This is a genomic window from Paenibacillus sp. 8b26, from assembly GCF_050626875.1.
Classification (GTDB): Bacteria; Bacillota; Bacilli; order Paenibacillales; family Paenibacillaceae; genus Paenibacillus.
In genome coordinates this window covers 3,919,303-3,942,472 of record NZ_CP192445.1, presented here as the reverse complement: position 1 = coordinate 3,942,472, position 23,170 = coordinate 3,919,303, and the positions used below count along the sequence as shown (strand labels likewise).

The following is a 23,170-nucleotide window of genomic DNA, read 5'->3' as shown; positions in this document are numbered from 1 at the left end:
TTCCTTTAAAAAGTCCCGTATTTCATCATACCGTTTATCATTGTAACAAATTTGTTACCTAAATAGTACCGAAAGTTTTCTGCTTTTGGCACATATATATGAATATTATGGCACATGAACACGCTGCCAAGCTTACGAGACAGGAGACAGCCGCATTATGAAAAAAATTCATTTATCCTTCATCTGGATATGGACTGTAATTCTGGCGTTGGCCATGTTGTGGGGAGGACTGCATCTGTACGCCGACAGGCAAACGCTGCCGAAAGGCGTAACCGTCGGAGGAGTCAATGTGGGAACCATGAATAAAACAGCCGCGCTTCGACTGCTGGACACGAAACTAAATGCATTGAAGCAACGCCCCCTGATCCTGACGGACAGCGACAGTAGCGCGCAGGATATCAAGCTTACGCTCGGGGAGGCGGGTATCCACTATGAAGCGAAGGCATTCCGTGCTGCCGTGAATGCGCTCGTCTCGGAGCATCTTTGGACTCGCGCGCTGACGCGGTTATCCTTTGGAAAAGAATGGACCATCACACCTTCCCGGCAAGAATCGGCCTTACAGGCCAGGCTGGGAGCTGATTGGGAGGAACAACGATACGGCAAACCTGTCAATGCCACGCGCCAGATCGACGGGGACGATCAGGTTCGCTATATTCCGGGCCACTCTGCCAGTCGCCTGGATTGGTCCAAACTGGGCGTAGCGCTCGATAAGGCGCTGCCCAAGGATTTTACTGCTTCCGGGGAGCCAGTGCGGGTGGAGTTGCCGTTTCGTCAACTAGAGCCGGAAATTTCGGTGGATGGTCTGCGAAGCGAAGGGATTGAGCGCAAAATCGTCCAGTTTTCCACCAGCCTCGGCAGCAGCTCGGAAGGACGTGTGTACAACGTCAATTCAGCGGCAAGCACCGTTGACGGTTTGATTCTCAAGCCGGGCGAGATATTCGATTACGGTCAAATCATTGCCAAGGCTGAGCGCACACACGGCTTTCGTGAAGCCCCGGTGATCGTGAACGGGCAATTGGAACCGGGCATCGGCGGCGGGATTTGTCAGGTATCCAGCACTGTCTACAATGCGGCGCTGCGAGTCGGCCTGGACATTGTTGAGCGCCGCAACCATTCCATGCCGGTCAGCTATTTGCCCAAAGGGCAGGATGCAACTTTTGCTACGGGGTCCATTAATTTTCGCTTCAAAAACAATACAGGCAAGCATTTGCTCCTTCATGCGGCTGTCCAAAACCGGACGCTGACCGTCAAATTTTTTGGCACTTTCCCGTCCAATGTGTCCTATGAGCTGGAATCGCGTACGGTTCGTGTATTACCCATTCCAGAGAAGACAATCCGTAATGACTCACTTTCCCCCGGCTTCTATCAGGTGCTTCGGCAGGGCAAGGCAGGATACGTGGTGGAAACGTACCGAATGAAGATCGTGGATGGCAAGACCGTGGAACGCACCCGAATCAGCCGTGATACCTACCGTGCGCAGCAGCGCATTGTGGCTGTTCGCGGCGGAAGCGCATCACCTGAGCCGCAGACACGCGAACAGCAGGAGCCTATTGTAGAAGATGGTATAAGTGAATAAAATTCGCATAGCAGCATAACAAAAATCCCCCTTCGACTACCGCCTGGATGGTTACCAGCGGAGTTAAAGAGGGATTTTAGCATGACAGATTCAAAATTTCGATATCAAAGTCATGAATTGCCGATATGAAGTGACAGGACGGCCTTACTCGCTGCGTTTGCCTGAAACAGAAATTTCTACAGGCGAACTTTCGTTACCGTCGGCATCCACAGCTTTGATAACCAGTCTAACAGTGGCTTTTTGAGTAAGCACGTTAATGCTGAACGTGCCGTCGTCCTTGGCTACTGCACTACCGATTGACAAATCATTGGAATAGGCGGTTACTGTGGAACCTGCTTTAGCTGTCCCTGTGATCGTACCTTCGCCGTCATACACTTCGTTTACTTTAAGTGTATCACTGGTAGCTACCGCATCAGTGTTTGTATCTGTAGTTGTATTGGTGCTTGTATCTGTTATTGTGGAGCTGTCCGTAGTATCCGTAGTCGTATTAGTGCTGTTATTCGTTGTGCTTTCTGTGCTGGTACTGCTATCTTCTGTTTCGCTTCCAGAAGAAGTAGACGTGTTACCATACGTCGAATCCGTAACGTTACTGTATGTGGAATCTGTTACCGTTCCGCCAGGAGTCGATGTAAGATTATCAACCGCGCTCAGGTTGTAACCGGAAGCTGCATCCAGAATGGCAACCGCTTCTGCACGTGTCAGCGACTTCAATGGCTGGAATTTACCATCAGGATAACCATTGATGATTTTTTGCTCCGCAGCGGCAGCTACACTTTTCTTCGCCCATGATCCGATTTTGTCGGAGTCTATAAACTTGGTGACATCTGCCGCGTTGCCTGCTGTCAGTCCAATGGCTTTGCCCACAATAGCCGCTGCTTCCTGACGTGTTACTTTCCCATTCGGTTTGAGCTTGTTATCTGCATAGCCGCTTATGTAACCTGCATTCACGGCATTTGTCAGTTCATTGTATGCCCAGTGGGAAGCTGGTACATCTGTGAATGTTCTGCTTCCATTACCGTTTACCTGAACACTGTCCGCATACGTTACGTCCGTAACGGCCGGAGTATCCTGCGTGAACGTACCAAGACTGCGGTTCAAGAGAACGATAAATTCTGCACGCGTGATGGCCGCATCCGTTTTCACCGCACCGTCTAATTTTCCTGTAGCCGACCAGCGTTGTACTTGGTCTCCTGCCCAATGACCGCTTGTATTCTGAGGAGCGGCTGCTGCTGCGCTGAATGCGCTAAGAATAAGACCTGTGCTCAATACACCAGTAATCGTGTTTCTGAACTTATTTCCCATACTCTGAATTCCTCCTTTGATTGGCTTCACCATTCTTTTTTAAACACTTTACCAGAAATCAAACCCAAAAAACCCCCAAATCAAAAAAATCGTCCCATATAACCATAAACCGTCCTTATGTAGGATAAATGGGACTCGGGACTTAATACCTAGTCATTTACTTGGATATGTATATTTGGACAGGCTACGGTATACTGAATAAATCATCAGTCGTATACTAGTTCACTGTAATGAGGTCACAAAATCCCTAGTAAAAGAGGTTTTTCTATGGCTCTTATTCAATGTCAATTTTATTCAGAAATCCTTGGCTTGAACACATCTATGCATGTTATTCTCCCTCAGGAAACCCGTTCGCAGATAGGACTGGAGGGCAAGCAAGGAACCGGGCCACACCCTACACTGTATTTGCTGCACGGCCTGTCGGACGATGATTCGATCTGGTTACGTAGAACCTCCATTGAACGCTATGTTGCTTCACTGGGCATTGCTGTTGTAATGCCACAGGTACACCGGAGTTTTTATGCGGATATGGAGCAGGGAGGGGCATATGAAACCTTTATCAGTGAAGAACTGCCAGCTTTGGCACGCTCCTTCTTTCCCTTGTCCGCCAAGCGGGAAGACAATTTTGTTGCCGGTCTTTCCATGGGCGGGTACGGCGCCTTCAAACTGGCACTCCAGCATCCAGAGCGCTTTGCGGCCGCGGCCAGTCTCTCGGGGGTGATGGATTTACATGCAGCACGCATCGACCCTATACATAAAGCGATGAGTTCGACGGAATGGAGTCACATTTTTGGCCCAGATGAAATACGCGGAACAGATCATGACTTGCTGGAGCTGCTACAACGTCATGCTACCTTGGGGACTTCACTCCCTCGGCTCTACCAATGCTGTGGTACGGAGGATTTTCTGTATGAGGGAAACCAGACTTTTCGACAAGCGTGCGTTACTGCCGGGATTCCACTGACCTACGAAGAGGGTCCAGGGACTCATGAATGGGGATACTGGGACGCGAAAATTCAGGATGTACTCGCTTGGCTACCGCTCAAGGGGCGGTAAATAGGTGTAAAAAAATACCCACAACTTCCCTCGCCGTATCATGGCGAAGTGGTTAAGCTGTGGGTATTCGTTATGAAGCGATATGCTAACCAATACTTCATGGTCCTGCCACACATCAAGGAGCTGTCGTCGTAGCCGTAGATGGAGATTCGGATTGTGACTTGGGTAGCACTTTGTACAAGCGCCATTCCCCGTTAAACTCGCGTTCGAGCTGAACCCAGGGTGCTCCTTTTTCATACAAATTCGGATACACCATGTTGATTTTACTCAGTGGCATGCCCGACTTGATCTGAGGTACAAGGATATAATCCACATGAGTTTCCTGCGGAAAACTTAATGCCCTATTAAACGTATAATCACTTGTGATCAGGAAGCGCTTCGGGTACTGGCTATACACGATCATGGTGTAAGCTGAGGCCGAATCGGTCATAATGGTCGACTTGGGCAAATGCTCATCCAGCCAGACCGCAATTTTCCGGTCCGATACCTGTCTCACATAGTTCACATTACCTGTTCGTGTGAGGAAGCTGTTCTCATCCGGCGCGATATCCGGGCGAGTCAGTGCATAGGAGAGTAATCCAGCCGTAAGCACCAGACTGACGAACACCAGACCAAAGGCCGCCCGCCGCGCTCTACCCTGGAGCTGACTCAGCTCATACGGCAGCCAGGCGACGGTAATCGGAAACACATACATAAAATAGCGGAACCATCCATATGAAGATTGCTTCATCATGAGTAAAAATTGTAAACCCGGCACAGACAGGAACAACAGCAAAATAATCAGCGTTCCCCACCGCAACAACCGCCCGCTTATCAGGCGAATGAGCAGAATAGCAAACAACGGCACAGAATACCAAAGGGTTTTGGAAGCGATAAATTTCAAAGCAACCAACGGATGATTAAAGATTTCCACGAATTTATCATCATTTAGCAGCTCTGCCGATTGCGCTGTGTTGGAATACTCCGAATTGAGGAAATAAAAGGCATTTCCCATAATGAGGTAGTTAAAGAAAATCCACAGCAGACCGGAAAAGACAACAGGCAGCAGGAGAAGCAGCCAGGTCGCCTCGACCTTATGTAGCTTTTCCCGTAAAGGCAGCTCACGTCTGCCCATGTTCCGGTGAAGAAACAGAATGGCTACGACCACACCGCCTGCCATCGCCACCCCCAGAGGGACTGCTTCATATCGAGTCCAGAACGCCATGGCAAGCGCTAATCCGGATACGATCAGACTCGCTGTCATGCGGTCCTTGAGCCACAGCGCAAATTCAATCACTGTCATCATAATAAAATATATGTATAACGAATCGCTCAGTCCGTTAGCACCGAATAGTAAAATAAACGGATTCAGCGCATAGAGCAGCGCCAGTACCAAGCTCATTCCCGAGCCAAGCCCTGTTCTGACACCTGCCCGATACAGCAGCACAGCTGTCAAAGCGGCAAAGGTAGCACTCAGAATGACAGCCGCCAATCCGTAGGATGCTAATGCTGGAAATAACGGATATAGCAGTAATATCACCATTTCCAAAAGACTGGGCAACGGATTCCAGATGAATCCGATGGCACCCAAATGCGGATCACGGCTATACAGCACATAAAATGCATTGGCTACGCGACTGAGCGCGTCTGTATGCATATATCCCAGAACGTAGCTGAAATAGATGCCTGCGGACAGCTCCAACGCAAGTATAAACACAAACAGACCTATAACCATCCATCTGTTTGCAGACCATTTGCGAAAGGACATTCCTCTCGTTCCCCCTCAAACTTGTTGTAGCAATACGGTTGAAATCCTAATTCCCCCCTACAGCCGGATCAACCCAACCGCGACTACTCTGCTGCCTGAAATACAATTATCATGGCTCTATATCATGTTCCACTTTGTACAACCGCCACTGTCCACTAAAATCGCGTATCAGGGAAGCCCACGGAGCGCCCTTTTCAAACAGATTGGGATAGCTTCGGTTTACCTGATCCAGCGGAACCCCTTCCACCATGCGCGTTACCAGAACATAATCCACCTTGGAAGCAGGCAGATCCGTTAAGGACTTTCCAAAATCATAGTCGCTCGTAATCATAAATTTCTTTGGAATCTTGCTGCTCAAAATGATTGGATAAGCCGCATAGGAATCTGTCAAAATGAGAGACGAACTATAATGCTCATCCAGCCACGGCGCAATTTTTCGTTCAATTAATTGCCGATCATAGCTTTCATTTCCACTATGCGTCAGGTAGCTGTGTTCATCTGCCGCAATAGCGGGATTGCTGAGCGCATAGGACAACAAGCCTGCTGTAATCAGCATCCCGGCTGTTACCATAGACACTCCGACTCCCCGCATTTTCCCCTTCAATAAACTTAGCTCATATGGCACCCAGGCGATCGTAATCGGGAACACGTACATAAAGTACCGAAACCAGCCGAAAGAAGACTGCTTGAGCATCAGCAAAAATTGAAGACCGGGTACGGATAGGAAGATTGCCAGCAGTGTTAATGTGCTCCAACTGAACAGACGCTTGTCCAATAAACGTACGAGCAAAATTGCAATCAGCGGGGCCGCATACCATGAAGTACGTTGCCCGATAAATTGCAGCATCAGCGCAGGATGGGCAAACATCGCCGCAAAACGCTGATCCTCCAGCAAAGCCGCCGATTGGGTGGCATTGGAATATTCCGAACGTAAAAAATAAAGCGGGTCACCCATAATAATCCAGTTAAAAAAGATCCAGAGCAGACCGGAAAAGATGATCGGCAGCAATAACAACAGCCAGGTCGCTTCCACCTTGTACAGACGCTCACTGATGGATAATCCCTTTGTATTCGTGTCTTTGGCGATGCGCCGCCGATGTAGAAAAAGAACCGTCAGCAGTACCCCCAAAGCCATCCCCATACCGAGCGGAACCGCTTCATAGCGCACCCAGAAGGCCAAAGCGAGAGCAAAGCCTGACACAATCAAGTGTGCCGCCTTGCGATCCTTCAACCACATACAGAATCGGGTCACCGTCAGAAGAATAAAGAAGATATACGGCGAATCGCTCAGCCCGTTGAAGCCGAACAAAAACATGAACGGATTCAGCGAAAATAACAGCGCAATCAGCAGACTGATTCCACCGTGAAGCCCTAGTTGTTTCCCGGTTCCGTACAATAGCGCCGCACTGGCCCCTGCGAACACGCTGCTTATAATCACGGCAGCCAGTCCATGAGAAGCAAGCACTGGAAATAACGGATAGAACAACAGCACGATCAGCTCCATCAGGCTGGGCAACGGATTCCATACGAACCCGATAGCCCCCAGATGAGGATCACGGCTGTATAGCACATAAAAGGCGTTAGCGACCCGGCTGAGCGCATCGGTGTGCATATAGCCGAGATGCCAGGCAAAATAAATGCCCACCGCCAGTTCAAGCGCAGTAACGCAAGCGAACAAAGTTAACATTTTTCCGTGTTTTCTCAAAATCATGAAGTCTCTTTCTGACGCTGTTGTGGAACGGAGAATATCCAATAGCGATTCCAGATATAATTATGAACGGGCACGATGATGGTGGTCAGTACCTCACCAATCAGATACGACCAGCCGATCCAATGAATGGTTGCGTACATAAGACCTGCATTCAAGAGCAGGCCACAGGAGCAAACCAACAAATATTTAAGAAACTGGGTGCGACTCCCCTCCCCGGTAGGCTCGAATGTCCAGTTCCGGTTCAGCACATACGACACCAGCAGCGTGACTACGAATCCGATCGTAGTAGCCATTACCGCAGGCACCCTGAACATTTCCACCAGCAGTACAAGTACACCGACATGGATACCTGTACCCAGCAGCCCCACTATGCCATATTTAATGATTGGATACTTTAGATATGAACGTCTGATCATGTTGATTAAACTCCCTATCCACCCACAATCGGTCAGCGTTCGCCCGTTTGTCTGCAATCAGATAACGAGGTCTGGCTTTGACTTCGTGATATATGGCGGCGATATATTCTCCTACCACTCCGATGGACAGCATCAATACACTGCCGATAATCAAGAGCAGCAAAATAACAGTTGTAAAACCAGTCACAGCAGTACCCGATAATTTGTGCGCCAAGGTTTGAATTCCCAATATAACTGAAATCAGCATAAAAATGAGTCCCATTAAACTTACTACCCGCAACGGCACGGTTGAAAACGAAACTATTGCTTCCGCTGCCAGACGAATCAGCCCGAACGGACTCCAGCGGCTCGGGCCCTCCTCCCGTGGAGCTACCTTGAACGAAATCTGGGTTTTACGGAAACCAAGCCAGGCCGTCATCCCGCGAAAAAACGGAATCCGCTCAGGCATCGCCATCCAGGCATCCACCACCCGGCGATCCAGCAGCTTATAATCCGAGGCATCTTTGAGGTTAAAGCCTGTCAAACGGTTCAAGGTCGCGTAGAACAATGAAGCCCCGAGCTTTTTGCCCATCGACTCTTCTCCCCGGAATTCCTTCACACATTCGACCAGATCGTAACCCTCATCCTGCCATAAACGCACCATTTCTCCAATCATCTCAGGAGGATGCTGCAAATCGCCGTCCATGACGATGATAGCATCGCCGGAGGCGTTTTCCAGACCTGCGCACAGAGCCAGCTCCTTACCGAAGTTCCGGCTAAGCCGAAGTGCGAGCAGAGAAGGCATACGGCGAGACAATTCGGATAGCTTGACCCACGTATCGTCTCTGGAACCGTCATCTATGACAATCAGCTCATAGCGTGAAGTGACCACAGACAGCACACCATCAATCACCTTGAGTGAACGCTCCAGATGTGAGCTTTCATTATACATGGGAATGACAACAGATAAAAAGGGTGTTTTTGTCTCCATTCTTGCTCCTTCTTTCTTCATATTCAGGAGGACTGTGCAGGAGCATCATCCAGATCATGCATATCGGTCAGACCATGCGTCGTCTTCTCCCAATAGAACGGCTTGGTAATGAGCTGCCAAGCTGCCTTCACCGCGGCAATACTCATAAGTACCCAATACAGCGGCGAAAGCAGCCCGTATTTGACCATCGCATATGAAAATGAACGTTCACCACGCTCTTCCAGTTCCCCGATGACCCAATACATTCCCGCCACGTTGCTAAATACGAACAAAAAGTTACCGATATAAAATTCCGCGCTGGCCAGGTAATACACATAACCCGGGAACAGCTTGGGAATAAAGGCCATTTCCCAACCAAACCATAAAATCAGCAATCCCCAAAATATCGGATTCAGCAAAGGCAGCATCGGTGTCGCCAAAATCATGACCTGAAAGCCGAAAAAGCCTTTCCAGCCCACCTCACGCACCAGCTTCACCGGATTGCGCATATGAACCAGCCATGTCTGCATATATCCCTTGATCCAGCGTGACCGCTGACGAATCCAGTTCCCTACGCGACTGTTGGCTTCCTCCCATGTACGCGAATCGACAATGGCGGTTTTGTACCCCCCTTTATACAGACGTATACCCAGATCGGCATCCTCGGTTACATTGTAGGGGTCCCACGCATTGATATCTTTGAGCACGGATACCCGAAAATGATTGGATGTTCCGCCCAAAGGAATAGGCGTATCTAACTGCATAATACCCGGCAGGAGCAGTTCGAACCACATGCTATATTCCTGCGTGAACCAGCGGGTCAGCAAATTTTGCGTACTGTTAAAATAGTTGAGCTTCGCTTGAATACACGCATAATGCTCAGGGAGCGAGTTGAACGCCGCAATGACCTTTTTAAGCTGGTCGGAGTCGGGACGATCCTCGGCATCATAAATAACCACAAATTCGCCACGCGCCCGAATAAGCCCGTAGTTACACGCCTTCGGCTTGGTTTTCGGCAAGCCGTCAGGGACAACCAATGTCGTGTAATAGGCGGGCAGCTTCATTTCACGAAGCAGCTCAATCGTCTCAATATCGTCCTCTTCAATCAATAGCCGCACATCCAGCTTGGATTTTGGATAATCAAGTTGCTCCAAATTCCGCAACAGCATCGGAAGCACGCCCGCCTCCTTGTACATCGGTACGAGAATGGTATAGATCGGCAGCTTTTTCTCATCCATGGCGTCGACCTCTTCCTTCGTAAAGCGAAGCTGCGCCCCACGCCGGGAACCGAGATAAATAATACCGAATTTGAAGAGCGTCATAGCAAAATAAAACAGCTGGATTAGCATATTGATGATCAGCACCGTATTCCAGCTGTTCCAGAAAAGACCGAGCACTGTAATTACGCCCATTGCCGCGAACACCCATAGTTGTCCCTTCGTAAAGGTCGTACGCGCCGAATTGTGCGGCTCTTTTTCCAACAATCCGGTCGTGCTCTCCTGCATCATTTCCTCACCGTAGATTTTACCCCAAAGCTGCTCCATCTCTTCCTTGGTCGCCAGCACCTGCTCCACCGGCATGCCGAGAATGTCCTCCAGCTTCAAGCGCCGCTCTTCCGGCAACGGATCACTGACCGCCACAATATAGCGGTTCATATATTCATGAATGACGACCACACCGTAAGCCATGGCCACCTGCTCGGGTAACTTATAGGCTGCATCCAGTGCCAGCTCTTCACCAATACGGCCGATCCGGTTCTGTGTAGCAATCGCGCGGTACAAATCCGCAGGCTCCAGCATTTGCAATGACAGCAAAATATCGCCGAGCAGCCCGCCGCTCTTCGCCTGGAACTCCAGCGCGCGCTCTAGCTGCTCTGGTGAAATATAGCCGGAACGTACCAGCATGTCGCCCAGTCGCTCTTTGGATTCATCACCATCCACCTGCTCCTGCAATTGCTCTGCGGTAATGAAGCCCATCTCTACCAAAATGTCGCCCAGCCTGCCACCGTAACGTCTTTGGTTTCGGATGGCGTCGGTAAGCTGATCGCGGGTAATCATGCCATTGTCCACCAATTGGTCTCCCAGGCGAGCCTTGCCGTTCCGTCCGTTCTGTATTCTCGTGGCGGCCTCTCCGCCTGCCGGACCAGGCGCGCCGGAGACTGCTCCCCAGGCGGCTCCTGCCGCAGCCTGTTCCTGTTGACCACTAGCATATTGGACCTGCGCCTCCTGCGCTTGTCCATCCTGTACACTCTCATCCAGCAACTGCTCCACCGCAACTGCCGTATCCGCCGCGCTCTGTAATGCCTGGATACGCAGTTCCGTATCCTGGAGCCGCCGTTCCAGTTCCTCAATATGAAAATCCAGCTTGTACAGCACCGGGGCCTGCTCCGTCCGCTGGGCCTCCAGTTGCTGCTCCAGTCGAGCGATCTGGTGACGCTCTTCTTTTATTCTTCTCTTGGTTTGGGGAATTGAAACTCCCCCAACCTGCCACCTCAGCCTGTCACCCATGGATTCCCGCCCTTTCAATCCAACGCCGCTCTTCTGCGAGCGCATCCGCAAGTAGCTGCTTCAACTCCGCGTCCCGTTGCTTCTTCCGTTCCAGCGCCGCGTGGAAAAGCTCCCGTTCCTCGCGCAGCAACTTCTCCGCCTGTATCCGCTCTTCGTGCAACGAAGACACCAGCTGATCGGCGTCAGAAGCGTGATAACCGATCCATGCGCTCTTTAACTGCCGCGCCGTTCTTTTGCTTCTCATAATACCTCCCTGAACCGTCCCGACTCTGCCTCTTGCCCTGTCCCTGCATCCATAGTCTTACGTCTTCCTGAAAAGCAGGGCATTCTCTTATTCTCATTTAAACCCTTCATTTACACATTAATGCAAGTCTTCTGGTCAAAAGAGAACCCTCAAAATCTTCCATTTATTCATTTGATACCAGTCTTGTCCTGATGAATTGGTAATCCAATTAAAAACTTAGTGCTATTCTACCATAATCGTAGTAGGAGTAGGTATACGAAAATGTAAATTCTAGAAACTTTCATACTAACGCATACATAGGTATATAGAACTATTTTATAATTCCCGTGATTGTACCTGTCCAGGAAATCTTACGCAATCCACCATTGTTCAGATCACCACTCAAGCCAAATACCTTAAAAAGCACAAAAAGCACCACGAACGGTGCCCTTGCTATCTTGCTATCCTGCTATATGTGCTAAACTATCAAATTCCACGCAACGTCCCGCTGCTGTGCAGAGAATACTTTGGGCTGATTAGTTACTCCGTTTGTGCCCTTCAAACCATGTAGACGTGCTGCTCAGAAGCTGTTCACTGCGGCCGATGGCTGCCTGTACCTGTCCAGTTGCTGTTCCGCCGTATACATTCCGAGCATTAACTACTGCTTCCGGTTGAAGCACTTCATAGATGCGGTCGTCGAACAAATCGGAAAACTGCTGGAATTCCTCCAGTGTCAGATCAAGTAAATACTTGCCTTGCTGGATGCAATACAGTACCGTTTTGCCGATAACCTCATGCGCCTGACGGAACGGAAGTCCTTTGCCGACGAGGAAATCCGCAATATCTGTCGCATTGGAGAAGTCCTGATTGACTGCTTGACGCATGCGATCCTTGTTCACCTTCATCGTCGCGATCATCGGCGCGAACAATTGCAAAGCCCCTTCCAGCGTAGCGACAGTATCGAACATGCCTTCCTTGTCCTCCTGCATATCCTTGTTGTACGCCAGCGGCAAGGATTTCAATACGGTCAGCAGTCCAACGAGATTGCCATAGACGCGTCCGGTTTTACCGCGTACCAGCTCAGGTACGTCCGGGTTTTTCTTCTGCGGCATAATGCTGCTGCCTGTGCAAAAAGCATCATCTAGCTCCACGAAGCCAAACTCCGTGCTGCTCCACAATACCAGCTCTTCGCTTAGACGCGACAAATGCGTCATGATCAGCGAAGCTCCAGCCAGAAACTCTACGATAAAGTCCCGGTCGCTAACGGCATCCAGACTATTTTCATAAACTCCGTCAAAACCCAGTTGCTCTGCTACAAAATGACGGTCTATCGGAAAAGTGGTTCCGGCCAAAGCGCCAGCACCGAGCGGCAATACGTTAATCCGCTTGTAGCTGTCTTTGAGACGGTCAATGTCACGCTCCAGCATTGACACATAAGCCAGCAAATGATGCGCGAACAAAATAGGCTGCGCCCGCTGCAAGTGCGTATATCCGGGTACAATCGTATCCAGATTATCCTTCGCCTGCCCGATTAGTGCGGCTTGTACATCATGCAGCATACCGACCAATGCCACCACACGTCCGCGCAAGTACAAGTGCATATCCGTTGCCACCTGGTCATTACGGCTGCGCCCGGTGTGCAGCTTTCCGCCGACCGGACCAATCGCTTCGATCAGATTCTTTTCGATATTCATATGAATATCCTCGTCCGAAACCGAAAATTCAATCTCCCCACGGCGGATACGCTCCAATACCGTGTGTAGTCCTTCCTTAATCGTATCCGCATCAGCCTGCGGAATAATCCCGCATTTGCCCAGCATGGCCACATGTGCCAAACTACCCTGAATATCTTCTTCCGCCAACGCCTGATCAAATCCGATGGAAGCCGTATATTCCTCTACCAGCTTGTTGGTCTGCTTCGTAAAACGTCCGCCCCATAGCTTACTCATTTTTTGCAAGATCCCCTCTCTGCAATACAAGCCGCCCTCGTCACTTGGACAAGGACGGCCCGCATCCCGTACATTTTTAGGTTAACTCATTTATTTATTATTTTTGGCTACTCCAGCATTGACCTTCAAGCGCAGGGCATTCAAGCGAATAAAGCCTGTTGCATCCCCTTGATCATAGGCTTGTGTAGGATCAGCTTCCATCGTCGCAATATCCGGATTGTACAAGCTGACCGGACTTTTGACACCTGCGCCAATAATATTGCCTTTGTACAGCTTCACGCGCACTGTACCACTGACATTCTTTTGGCTCTCATGAACCAGTGCTTGCAAAGCCACACGCTCCGGCGCGAACCAGAAACCGTTGTAGACCAGCGTAGCATAACGAGTAATCAGACTGTCGCGCAGATTCATGACCTCGCGATCCATCGTGATGGACTCCATTTTGCGATGAGCTGTGAACAGGATCGTACCGCCCGGCGTCTCATACACTCCGCGGCTTTTCATACCGACAAAACGGTTTTCCACCATGTCCACACGTCCAATGCCATGCTTGCCGCCCAGCTCATTCAGCTTTTCCATAACCTGCAACGGGTTCAGCTGCTCTCCGTTCAAAGCGACACAGTTTCCTGCTTCAAACTCCAGCTCCAAATATTCTGCTTCATCAGGAGCATCCTCAGGTGCATTGCTGAGCAAGAACATTTCTTTATTTTCAGGAGCGCTCGGATCAAACCAAGGGTCCTCCAGCACGCCGCTTTCATAACTAATATGCAGCAGATTACGGTCCATGGAGTATGGCTTGGCCGCAGAAGCGGTTACCGGAATATCGTGTTTCTCCGCATAGGCAATCATTTCTGCCCGGCCCGGGAACTGATTGCGGAACTCTTCCAGCCGCCAAGGTGCGATCACCTTGATATCGGGCGTCAACGCCGCGGCGTTCAGCTCGAAGCGCACCTGATCGTTGCCTTTGCCTGTCGCGCCGTGAGCGATAGCTGTTGCACCCTCTGCAATCGCAATATCCACCATCCGTTTAGCGATCAATGGACGTGCAATACTCGTTCCTAGCAAATATTGTCCTTCATACAAAGCACCCGCCTGAAACATCGGATAAATAAAATCCTTGGCGAATTCATCACGCAGATCATCAATATACACTTTGGAGGCTCCAGTAGCGAGCGCTTTTTCCTCCAAACCATCCAGTTCTTCCTTCTGTCCGATATCTGCGGTAAACGCTATAATTTCAGCGTCGTAGGTTTCTTTAAGCCATTTCAAAATAACCGACGTATCCAGACCGCCGGAATATGCGAGTACGATTTTTTCTTTTGCCATGATTGAAAGTCCTCCCCGAATGCTTCTAGCCACTATCTTTCATTCACATCTGCATCTAAATCTACAGATCATCTTCCACAAATGCAATCTTTCTAACCATAAAACATAACTTCTTTATCCCATTAAAGCAACCATCAATGCTTTTTGGGCATGCAGACGGTTCTCAGCCTCATCAAAAATCACTGAATTCGGTCCGTCGATTACACCTGCGCTCACTTCTTCGCCACGATGCGCAGGCAGACAGTGCAGGAACAGATAATCCGGCTTCGCCAGCTTAACCAGTTCCTCATTCACCTGGAAGTCGGCAAAAGCAAGCTCCCGCTCCTTCTGCTCTTCCTCAAAGCCCATGCTCGCCCATACATCCGTGTAGATCGCATCCGCATCCTTTACTGCTTCTTGCGGACTTTGGGTAATCACAATCTCACTGCCGGTTTGCTTGGCAATCTCACGGGAAGCGGCCACAACACTCAGATCAGGCTCATATCCAGCAGGACTTGCAATCGATACATGCACGCCAAGCTTCGCTCCACCAATCAACAGGGAATGCGCCATATTGTTGCCGTCCCCGATGTAGGCCAATTTAAGTCCTTTAAGCTTGCCCTTTTGCTCATACAAGGTCTGATAATCAGCCAGCACCTGACACGGATGCGCCAAATCGCTCAAGCCATTGATCACAGGAACAGAGGCATAACGCGCCAACTCTACAACATTATCGTGTCCGAAGGTGCGGATCATAATGCCATCCAAATAACGAGACATCACCTGTGCCATATCGCTAATAGGCTCACCGCGTCCTAGTTGAATATCATTTTTACTGAGAAAAAGGGCATGCCCGCCCAATTGAAACATGCCGACTTCAAAAGATACCCGCGTACGTGTAGAGGATTTTTCGAAAATCAGTCCGATCGTTTTCCCCTTCAGCGGCTGATAGGTTTCTCCATTTTTGTGCTTGCGCTTGATTTCGATGGCGAGATCGATTAAATATTGGATTTCTTCGGTCGAGTAGTCGTCCAACTCAAGAAAATCCCGCCCCTTCAAGTTAATTTGCTGCAATGCCCCGCCCTGGCTCATGCTATCGTCTCCTTTTACACTCTAATCTAGGTAGTTAGGTAGTTTAGCCACCTAAGCAATATGCTCCTGAATCAACTCAGTAATAAGTGCTACAGCCTGATCTATTTCGTCCTTCGTTACATACAGGTTAGGCAACAGGCGAATCACATTAGGACCTGCGGTAATGAACAGAATGCCTTTCTTTTGACCTGCCAAAACAAGTTCCGCCACAGGCTCAGCACACTCGATGCCGACCATCAGACCTTTTCCACGGATATCCTTCACAAAAGGAATCTCTCCAAGCTGTTTTTGCAGACTTTGGAACAAATACTCGCCCAGCTCAGCCGCACGCTCTGGAAGTTTTTCATCAATAATCGTTTCAATGGTCGCCTGAACCGCTGCCATAGCGAGCGGTGTACCTCCAAAGGTAGAGCCGTGACTGCCCGCCGTGAACGCTTCGCGCAAATATCCTTTGCCCAGCATCGCGCCAACGGAAAAACCACTGCCCAACCCCTTCGCCAACGTAAAGATATCCGGCTCTATGCCGTAATGCTCAAAGGAAAACAGCTTGCCTGTACGGCCCATGCCCGTCTGTACCTCATCAATGATCAAAAGCAATCCATGCTCGTTGCAAAGCTTTGTAATCACGTCTACAAAAGCAGGTTCGACCGGATACATTCCGCCTTCTGCCTGCACCATTTCCAGCATGATTGCGGCCGTATTCTCGCTGATCGCCGCTTCGAGCGCAGCTTGATCATGGAGAGGAACGCTTTTGAATCCGGCAGGAAGCGGTAAAAAGCCTTCTTTTACTTTATCCTGACCCGTAGCGGTCAAGGTTGCCAACGTCCGTCCGTGGAAGGATTGCGTGAACGTAATGATCTCGTAACGTCCGGTCTGCTTCACCTTCTGGTGATAACGACGCGCCAGCTTGATCGCAGCTTCGTTAGCTTCCGCTCCGCTGTTGCAGAAAAACACGGCGTCTGCGCTACTATTGGCAGTCAGCAAAGCGGCGGCCCGTTCCTGTCCCGGAATATGAAACAGATTGGACACATGCCATAGTTCATCAATCTGCTTTTTCAAGCGTTCAGCTACAGCCTGTGGCGCATGTCCAAGATTGGTAACAGCAATGCCTGACATGAAATCCAGATAACGCTTGCCCTGATCATCCCACAGCCAGCTTCCTTGTCCTTTGACCAGTGTAAGCGGGTATCTTGCGTAGGTTGGAAAAAGAGAGCTTTCTGTCTGCACAGCTACGGATGCCTTTTCCGTTTGTGCTCCGGCAACGGCTCCGTTCGTACCTGGCGTTTCAACGCTCACCAGCGTATTCGGTTCCTTACTCATTATGTTCACGCTCCTTTTTCGTTTGGTTGAATACGATGATTACTGCATGCGCACGATGCGCGTTCCAATGGCTTCCCCGCCCAGCACACGGCTTAATACCTGCGGTTCACTGCCGTTCACAATGACAACTTCCCTCACCTTGCCGTGGATGCAGGCAATAGCGGCTCTCACCTTAGGAATCATGCCGCCGTATATTTCACCTGTGCTGATCATATCCTCAATCTCCTGTACGGTGATGGAGTCCAGCACCTTCTTTTCTCCGCCAATCTTTTTCAATATGCCCGGCACATCCGTAACGACGATCATCCGGCTGACTCCAAGATGAGAGGCTACTGCACCCGCCGCTGTATCTGCATTAATGTTGTAGCGCTGACCAGAACGATCAATCCCGATGGGCGCAATAACAGGCATATAGTTCATATCCAGCACACCTGTAATAATCGAAGCTTGAACAGACGTTACTTCTCCGACCCAGCCAACCTCTGCGGCATTCGACACAGGCTTTGCTTCGATTAAAAAGCCATCACTGCCTGACAAACCCAGTGCTCGACCTCCGTGCATTCCGATTCTGCGTACAATCTGCTTGTTAATGCTGCCCGCCAGCACCATTTCCACGACATCCAGCACGGGTTCGGTTGTTTTGCGCAACCCGTTGATGAATTCCGTTTCGATGCCCAGCTTCGCCAAATTGTCGGAGATCGCAGGGCCGCCGCCATGTACAATAACAGGTTGGAGACCTTCCGACTGCAAGCGAACCAGATCGTCAAAGAAGGAATCAGGCAACGCAGCCAGCGTACTTCCTCCGCATTTCATCACAAAATTACGACGCGCCAATCCCGCATGATTGGCTTGATCCGCGTTTTCCACTGCCGATTGCATATAATCTCCCCTTTTCTCCTCTGCACAGTCCGTGCCATTTTACAATAATGCCAGAATTACATCCGTGTTTATTCCGTTGTCTATGTCCGATATGCAGCGTTAATCCGCACGTAATCGTAAGTTAAGTCACAGCCCCATGCTGTGGCGGTTCCGTTTCCGTTATGCAAATCCACAATAATCCGCACCGTATCTCCCCGAAGGTAGGAGAGCGCCTCATTTTCATCAAAAGCGACTGGGCTGGACGCGCTCAGCACAACAATATCACCCAAGCGGATGTCTACCGTATCTGGATTGACCGGCTCTCCGGCCCGCCCGACAGCTGCAATAATCCGGCCCCAGTTCGCATCAGCACCAAAAACGGCCGACTTCACCAGACTGGACCCGATCACTGTCTTCGCTATCGCTTGAGCAGATGCATCGCTTACCGCGCCGCTCACGGACACCTCTACCAGCTTCGTAGCGCCTTCCCCATCGCGGGCAATTGCCTTCGCCAGCTCACGGCAGATATAGGTGAACGCCTCGGCAAAAGCAGCCCAATCGGGATGTCCTGCGTGCAGCTCACGGTTACCCGCCAGCCCGCTGGCCATCGCGATCAGCATATCGTTCGTGCTCGTATCGCCATCTACTGTAATCATATTAAAGCTGGTATCCGTTGCCTGCTTCAATAGCTGATGAAGTGCAGTCTGCCCAATTGCAGCATCACAGGTCATAAAAGCCAGCATCGTCGCCATGTTCGGATGAATCATGCCGGAGCCCTTCGCCGCCCCGGCGATGTGTACGGTCACACCATCCACTTCAACCGATACGCATGCTTCCTTTTTAACCAAGTCCGTTGTCAAAATGGCTTGCGTAAATTGCTCCGCTCCGTCGTTTTCCCCGTTCACACGGCCAGGTAATGCGGATATGCCACCAAGCACACGGTCCATTTTCAAATGCTCGCCAATCACGCCCGTCGATGCAACGGCTACATTGCTCTCCGCAACACCCAGCTCACGAGCAGCAGCCGAGCGCATAGCATAAGCATCCTGCTCTCCTTGCTGTCCGGTACAGGCATTGGCGTTCCCGCTGTTCACCACGACCGCTTGCAGCCGACCATCCACGAGACTTTCGCGAGTCACTTTGAGCGGTGCGGCCTGAAATACATTGGTGGTGTATACCGCAGCGGCTGTTGCCTCTACCTCACAGCGAATTGCGCCGATATCGTTGCGGTCAGTATTTTTAAGTCCGCAGTGCAATCCTCCGGCTGTAAAGCCGCGCGGGGTAACAATATTCCCCCCGTTTACTACTGTAAACCCTGATTTGCCCATAATTGTGTGCCCTCGTCTGCAACGCTTTCTATAAGTAACGGTTCCATTTGCGAAGCCATTCCCGCCCGCTTACGTTTCCCGTTTCCATGTTGCGGCTGCTTGCTGCTTACGGATATACCGGTATGAAGCCCAGTCCGAGGTTCTCCTCCCATCCCATCATCAAGTTTAAGTTCTGAATCGCCTGTCCGGCAGCACCCTTCACGACGTTATCAATGACCGAAATAATCGTAAGGCGCCCGGTCCGTGCATCTGCTGCAAAACCGATATCGCAGTAATTGGAGCCAAATACTTCCTTCGTCGCTGGCCATACACCTTCACCGCGCACACGGACAAAAGGATGGTCTTTATAATAATCCCGGTATAGCCCGATGAGATCCTGATCTGTATGTTTACCCTTTAACGTGACATAGATCGTACTCATAATTCCTCGGGTCATCGGAACCAATTGCGTCGTAAACGTAACCATAACATCCTCACCCGCAATATCGCCCAATACCTGTTCGATCTCAGGGATATGCTGGTGCTTGTTAACCTTGTAGGCTTTAAAATTTTCGTTCATCTCCGCATAATGCGAAACGAGACTTGTTCCCCGGCCGGAGCCGGATACCCCGGATTTGGCATCTACAATCAGCGTCCGATGGTCGATCCAATCCGCCTTCAACGCAGGGATAATTCCCAGCAAGGTAGCCGTTGCGTAGCAACCCGGATTAGAAATAAAAGAGACGCCAGCAAGCTTTTCTGCATACACCTCACTGAGTCCGTATACAGCTTGCTTGAGATATTCGGGTGAAGCCGCAGGCTTTTTATACCATGCTTCATACGTTTCCCCGCTTCGTAGTCTGAAATCCCCGGAGAGGTCAATGACCTTCAATCCAGCATCCAGAAGCTGCGGCACCAGCTTGGTGCTGACACCAGAAGGTGTAGCTGTGAAAACCAGATCGGCCTTGGCAGCAATCTCTTGGACATCAACACCGTCCAAATCCTGAACCACAATGTCCGTCAGATGTGGAAACCCGTCACTGATCGGAACACCCGCGCTGGACGAAGAAATAACAGATACAATCTCTACCTGCGGATGATGAACCAAAAAACGAATGAGCTCCACCCCGCCATATCCGGTGGAACCGACAATTGCCACTTTTAGCTTGCTGCTCACAGACCTTCCTCCATTCCGTTCCTATGAAATATGTATTATTATACGATCTTATTCATATAAATACAACATACTCATGTAAAGTTATTCACCCAAACTTGAAATGATTGTCTCATTGCATTAGTATTCATTAAGATTATCATCCATTGGCTGCACTTGATGTCGAGGTTCCTATCAGAGCCTGTATAAATACAAAAAGGGAAACCACGTTTTGCAAAAACGGAGTTCCCCTTATTTATTAGCTAAAACCATGCCTCCCGACAAGCCATTCTGTTTTTAGCCTTCCTTCTTAAAACCTTCACCCCATACTTCACGCGTATTACTAATGATCACAAAAGCATCCGGATCTACCAGGCGAACAAGCGTTTTGAGACGAGTCACCTCATTTTGGCCTACCACAACCATTAGCACAGGACGTTCTTCGTTCGTATAACCGCCTCGTCCTGCCAGCTCCGTTAATCCCCGATCCAAGTCCTGTAAAATAGCCTGTGTGATCTTTTCCTTCTGATTGGATATGATATAGGCCACTTTGGAGTAGCTTAACCCCATTTCCACCGCATCAATGACCTTGCCCGTTACAAACAAACCAATCAGTGCATACAGCGCCCGTTCCGGCGATAGAGCAAAACCAGCCAGTGTGATGACCGTACCATCCATGAGCATGACGCAGAGTGATAGGCTGAGGCCGGTATATTTTTGAATGATCTGCGCCAAAATAGCCAGCCCACCCGTCGAGCCTCTGCCCCGGAATACGGTGCCCAATCCCAACCCTACTCCAATTCCACCATACAGCGAAGCCAACAGCGGATTCGTTGTCGGAACTGCCCAATCCTTAGTTACGTACACAAATAACGGCAGCATGATACTCCCCAGCAGGGAACGCAAACCGTATTTCTTTCCTAACAGCAGCACTCCCGCTATAAATAACGGAATATTCATTCCCCACTGCGTATAAGCTGGTTCCAGACCAAATAGGTCCTCGCCCAAAATAGATAAACCCGACACACCCCCGGACGCAATTCGGTTGGGAAGCAGGAACATATTGAAGGTCAGCGCCGTAATGAAGGAGCCGAGCACAATGAGCAGAATATCCATCACATTGCGAGCGGGGCCGCTGGCGGCAATCAGAGGCTTACGGCGTCTTCGCCGAGCAGCGGGGAGATTCATTTGGGACATCTTTCGTATTCTCCTTTAATTTAAAAATACCGTGTACACAAAAATTCCTACAGTCCGCAGGCACTTGGCCTACGGGACTGTAGGAAAACGTACAGGCTATTATTCTGCGTCCAGCTTGATCTGACTGCGCAGGTAACCGTCAATGAACGGGTCCAGATCGCCATCCATGACAGCCCCTACGTTGCCTGTTTCTACACTGGTACGATGATCCTTCACCATGCTGTATGGGTGGAACACGTAAGAACGAATTTGGCTGCCCCATGCAATATCGGACTGTTCCCCACGGATTTCGTCCAGTTGTTGCCGTTGCTCTTCAATTTTGCGCTCGTAGAGCTTGGAACGAAGCATCGTCATAGCCTGCTCACGGTTCTTGATCTGGGAGCGCTCATTTTGACAAGTTACAACAATGCCGGAAGGAAGATGCGTAATCCGAACTGCTGAATCGGTCGTATTAATATGCTGACCGCCTGCACCGCTGGCCCGGTACGTATCAATTTTAAGATCCTCTGTCCGGATTTCCACGTCCACATCATCCGCAATTTCCGGCACGACATCGCAGGATACGAACGACGTATGCCGACGACCCGAAGAATCAAATGGAGAAATGCGAACGAGACGATGCACGCCTTTTTCTGCTTTGAGGTAGCCGTAAGCATTATAGCCCTTGATCAGCAACGTTACACTTTTGATCCCTGCTTCATCACCCGCAAGGTAATCCAGCGTTTCTACCTTAAAGCCGCGTTTTTCTGCCCAGCGTGTATACATCCGTAGTAGCATTTGACCCCAGTCCTGCGACTCGGTTCCGCCTGCCCCCGGATGCAACTCCAAAATAGCATTAAGCTTGTCATATGGCTGATTTAAAAGCAATTGCAATTCAAACTCCTGAAGCTTGCTCAGCAAGGACCTGATACTGTTTTCAATTTCTCCAGCCAGTGTTTCGTCGCCTTCCTCATCAGCCAGCTCAGCCATCATCCCCGCATCCTCATATTCCTGACGGAGCTGTTCATAGCTGTCTACAGAAGACTTAACCGCGTTCATTTCCGCGATCACGGCTTGGGCTTTATCGTTATCATCCCAAAAATCAGGCGCAGCCATCTTTTCCTCAAAGTTTGCGATCATTTCCTGTTTGAGATCTAAGTCAAAGAGACCCCCTAAGGTTTGTTAGTTTCTTGCCTATTTCTCTTAAATCATGCTTTACATTTGGATCGATCATTATGTCATTCTCCTTTTAGCGATGGGTTAAGGGTTTAAAAATGTGTTGAGTTACGTACGGGCGATAAGAGACGCTACGCGAAGGATTTGATCTTACGATCGCTGTTGCAGTGAGATGCCCTTGATTGAAATAATACATTCAAAGGTGGGCATCTCACTGCAAAGGCGAACGCTGGCGCTTCTCCAGATTCAAATCCTTCGCTTCGCTACCGACCGCCGTAAAGTCAAACGACTTTTACATAACCGGGTGCTCCCCTGTATGGCACAAAATGGCCGACGGTCAGTTGAAT

Annotated in this window: 18 protein-coding genes; 2 read left to right on the top strand and 16 right to left on the bottom strand. The window is 49.9% G+C overall.

Translation table 11 applies throughout. From position 1 onward, the window contains the following. The first annotated feature begins 157 nt into the window (after positions 1–157). Positions 158–1,576 carry a VanW family protein gene (locus ACQ4MX_RS18145; protein WP_431086467.1) on the top strand — a complete coding sequence of 473 codons (1,419 nt, stop codon included), beginning with the start codon at positions 158–160 and terminating at the stop codon, positions 1,574–1,576. Positions 1,577–1,720: 144 nt separating this feature from the next. Here ACQ4MX_RS18145 and ACQ4MX_RS18140 read toward each other — a convergent pair whose 3' ends face one another. Further along, the gene (locus tag ACQ4MX_RS18140) at positions 1,721–2,878 is read right to left on the bottom strand and encodes an S-layer homology domain-containing protein (protein WP_431086465.1); all 1,158 of its coding nucleotides are present in this window, start codon (positions 2,876–2,878) and stop codon (positions 1,721–1,723) included. Between the two features lie 267 nt (positions 2,879–3,145). Between ACQ4MX_RS18140 and ACQ4MX_RS18135 the strand changes: the two genes are divergently transcribed. After that, the gene (locus tag ACQ4MX_RS18135) at positions 3,146–3,934 is read left to right on the top strand and encodes an alpha/beta hydrolase (protein ID WP_431086464.1); all 789 of its coding nucleotides are present in this window, start codon (positions 3,146–3,148) and stop codon (positions 3,932–3,934) included. A 115-nt stretch (positions 3,935–4,049) separates the two neighbouring features. On the opposite strand, the gene ACQ4MX_RS18130 is transcribed toward ACQ4MX_RS18135, so the two are convergent. The 15 genes from ACQ4MX_RS18130 to prfB form a co-directional block, all read right to left on the bottom strand. After that, positions 4,050–5,681 (bottom strand): ArnT family glycosyltransferase, encoded by a 1,632-nt coding sequence (locus ACQ4MX_RS18130; protein WP_431086463.1) that lies wholly within the window; start codon positions 5,679–5,681, stop codon positions 4,050–4,052. A 109-nt stretch (positions 5,682–5,790) separates the two neighbouring features. After that, positions 5,791–7,392 (bottom strand): ArnT family glycosyltransferase, encoded by a 1,602-nt coding sequence (locus ACQ4MX_RS18125; RefSeq protein WP_431086461.1) that lies wholly within the window; start codon positions 7,390–7,392, stop codon positions 5,791–5,793. Then, positions 7,389–7,808 carry a GtrA family protein gene (locus ACQ4MX_RS18120; protein ID WP_137060511.1) on the bottom strand — a complete coding sequence of 140 codons (420 nt, stop codon included), beginning with the start codon at positions 7,806–7,808 and terminating at the stop codon, positions 7,389–7,391. The genes ACQ4MX_RS18125 and ACQ4MX_RS18120 overlap by 4 nt, the downstream gene beginning before the upstream one ends. Then, on the bottom strand, positions 7,771–8,778 hold the full coding sequence (locus ACQ4MX_RS18115) for a glycosyltransferase family 2 protein (protein WP_431086460.1): 1,008 nt from the start codon (positions 8,776–8,778) through the stop codon (positions 7,771–7,773). The genes ACQ4MX_RS18120 and ACQ4MX_RS18115 overlap by 38 nt, the downstream gene beginning before the upstream one ends. 23 nt (positions 8,779–8,801) lie before the next feature. Then, positions 8,802–11,264 carry a glycosyltransferase family 2 protein gene (locus ACQ4MX_RS18110; RefSeq protein ID WP_431086459.1) on the bottom strand — a complete coding sequence of 821 codons (2,463 nt, stop codon included), beginning with the start codon at positions 11,262–11,264 and terminating at the stop codon, positions 8,802–8,804. Continuing rightward, complete coding sequence (locus ACQ4MX_RS18105) at positions 11,257–11,508, bottom strand: hypothetical protein (protein WP_431086457.1); 252 nt, start codon at positions 11,506–11,508, stop codon at positions 11,257–11,259. Before ACQ4MX_RS18105 ends, ACQ4MX_RS18110 begins: the two co-directional genes overlap by 8 nt. Positions 11,509–12,023: 515 nt before the next feature. Continuing rightward, positions 12,024–13,436, bottom strand: coding sequence for an argininosuccinate lyase (gene argH / locus ACQ4MX_RS18100; protein ID WP_134912218.1), 1,413 nt, complete (start codon positions 13,434–13,436; stop codon positions 12,024–12,026). Positions 13,437–13,526: 90 nt separating this feature from the next. Further along, the gene (locus ACQ4MX_RS18095) at positions 13,527–14,762 is read right to left on the bottom strand and encodes an argininosuccinate synthase (RefSeq protein WP_044646925.1); all 1,236 of its coding nucleotides are present in this window, start codon (positions 14,760–14,762) and stop codon (positions 13,527–13,529) included. Positions 14,763–14,876: 114 nt separating this feature from the next. Then, a complete protein-coding gene (gene argF, locus ACQ4MX_RS18090; protein WP_431086455.1) occupies positions 14,877–15,833 on the bottom strand; it encodes an ornithine carbamoyltransferase in 957 nt (318 codons plus the stop codon). A gap of 51 nt (positions 15,834–15,884) precedes the next feature. Further along, the gene (locus ACQ4MX_RS18085; RefSeq protein WP_431086453.1) at positions 15,885–17,153 is read right to left on the bottom strand and encodes an acetylornithine transaminase; all 1,269 of its coding nucleotides are present in this window, start codon (positions 17,151–17,153) and stop codon (positions 15,885–15,887) included. 39 nt (positions 17,154–17,192) lie between these two features. Further along, positions 17,193–18,032, bottom strand: coding sequence for an acetylglutamate kinase (argB, locus tag ACQ4MX_RS18080; protein ID WP_431086452.1), 840 nt, complete (start codon positions 18,030–18,032; stop codon positions 17,193–17,195). A gap of 80 nt (positions 18,033–18,112) precedes the next feature. Next, positions 18,113–19,339 (bottom strand): bifunctional glutamate N-acetyltransferase/amino-acid acetyltransferase ArgJ, encoded by a 1,227-nt coding sequence (argJ, locus tag ACQ4MX_RS18075; RefSeq protein ID WP_431086450.1) that lies wholly within the window; start codon positions 19,337–19,339, stop codon positions 18,113–18,115. A gap of 106 nt (positions 19,340–19,445) precedes the next feature. Next, a complete protein-coding gene (argC, locus tag ACQ4MX_RS18070; RefSeq protein ID WP_431086448.1) occupies positions 19,446–20,495 on the bottom strand; it encodes an N-acetyl-gamma-glutamyl-phosphate reductase in 1,050 nt (349 codons plus the stop codon). A gap of 273 nt (positions 20,496–20,768) precedes the next feature. After that, on the bottom strand, positions 20,769–21,668 hold the full coding sequence (locus ACQ4MX_RS18065) for a YitT family protein (protein ID WP_431086447.1): 900 nt from the start codon (positions 21,666–21,668) through the stop codon (positions 20,769–20,771). Positions 21,669–21,767: 99 nt separating this feature from the next. Further along, positions 21,768–22,881 (bottom strand): peptide chain release factor 2 gene (prfB, locus tag ACQ4MX_RS18060; protein ID WP_155985392.1). Its coding sequence is split into 2 segments (ribosomal slippage): positions 21,768–22,808 and positions 22,810–22,881, totalling 1,113 coding nucleotides; the frame shifts between segments, so codons are not numbered across the junction. Between the last annotated feature and the right edge of the window lie 289 nt (positions 22,882–23,170).

Coding starts and splice junctions, on each gene's coding strand:
- ACQ4MX_RS18145 (WP_431086467.1), top strand. CDS start 158: ATGAAAAAAATTCATTTATCCTTCATCTGGATATGGACTGTAATTCTG.
- ACQ4MX_RS18140 (WP_431086465.1), bottom strand. CDS start 2,878: ATGGGAAATAAGTTCAGAAACACGATTACTGGTGTATTGAGCACAGGT.
- ACQ4MX_RS18135 (WP_431086464.1), top strand. CDS start 3,146: ATGGCTCTTATTCAATGTCAATTTTATTCAGAAATCCTTGGCTTGAAC.
- ACQ4MX_RS18130 (WP_431086463.1), bottom strand. CDS start 5,681: ATGTCCTTTCGCAAATGGTCTGCAAACAGATGGATGGTTATAGGTCTG.
- ACQ4MX_RS18125 (WP_431086461.1), bottom strand. CDS start 7,392: ATGATTTTGAGAAAACACGGAAAAATGTTAACTTTGTTCGCTTGCGTT.
- ACQ4MX_RS18120 (WP_137060511.1), bottom strand. CDS start 7,808: ATGATCAGACGTTCATATCTAAAGTATCCAATCATTAAATATGGCATA.
- ACQ4MX_RS18115 (WP_431086460.1), bottom strand. CDS start 8,778: ATGGAGACAAAAACACCCTTTTTATCTGTTGTCATTCCCATGTATAAT.
- ACQ4MX_RS18110 (WP_431086459.1), bottom strand. CDS start 11,264: ATGGGTGACAGGCTGAGGTGGCAGGTTGGGGGAGTTTCAATTCCCCAA.
- ACQ4MX_RS18105 (WP_431086457.1), bottom strand. CDS start 11,508: ATGAGAAGCAAAAGAACGGCGCGGCAGTTAAAGAGCGCATGGATCGGT.
- argH (WP_134912218.1), bottom strand. CDS start 13,436: ATGAGTAAGCTATGGGGCGGACGTTTTACGAAGCAGACCAACAAGCTG.
- ACQ4MX_RS18095 (WP_044646925.1), bottom strand. CDS start 14,762: ATGGCAAAAGAAAAAATCGTACTCGCATATTCCGGCGGTCTGGATACG.
- argF (WP_431086455.1), bottom strand. CDS start 15,833: ATGAGCCAGGGCGGGGCATTGCAGCAAATTAACTTGAAGGGGCGGGAT.
- ACQ4MX_RS18085 (WP_431086453.1), bottom strand. CDS start 17,153: ATGAGTAAGGAACCGAATACGCTGGTGAGCGTTGAAACGCCAGGTACG.
- argB (WP_431086452.1), bottom strand. CDS start 18,032: ATGCAATCGGCAGTGGAAAACGCGGATCAAGCCAATCATGCGGGATTG.
- argJ (WP_431086450.1), bottom strand. CDS start 19,339: ATGGGCAAATCAGGGTTTACAGTAGTAAACGGGGGGAATATTGTTACC.
- ACQ4MX_RS18065 (WP_431086447.1), bottom strand. CDS start 21,668: ATGTCCCAAATGAATCTCCCCGCTGCTCGGCGAAGACGCCGTAAGCCT.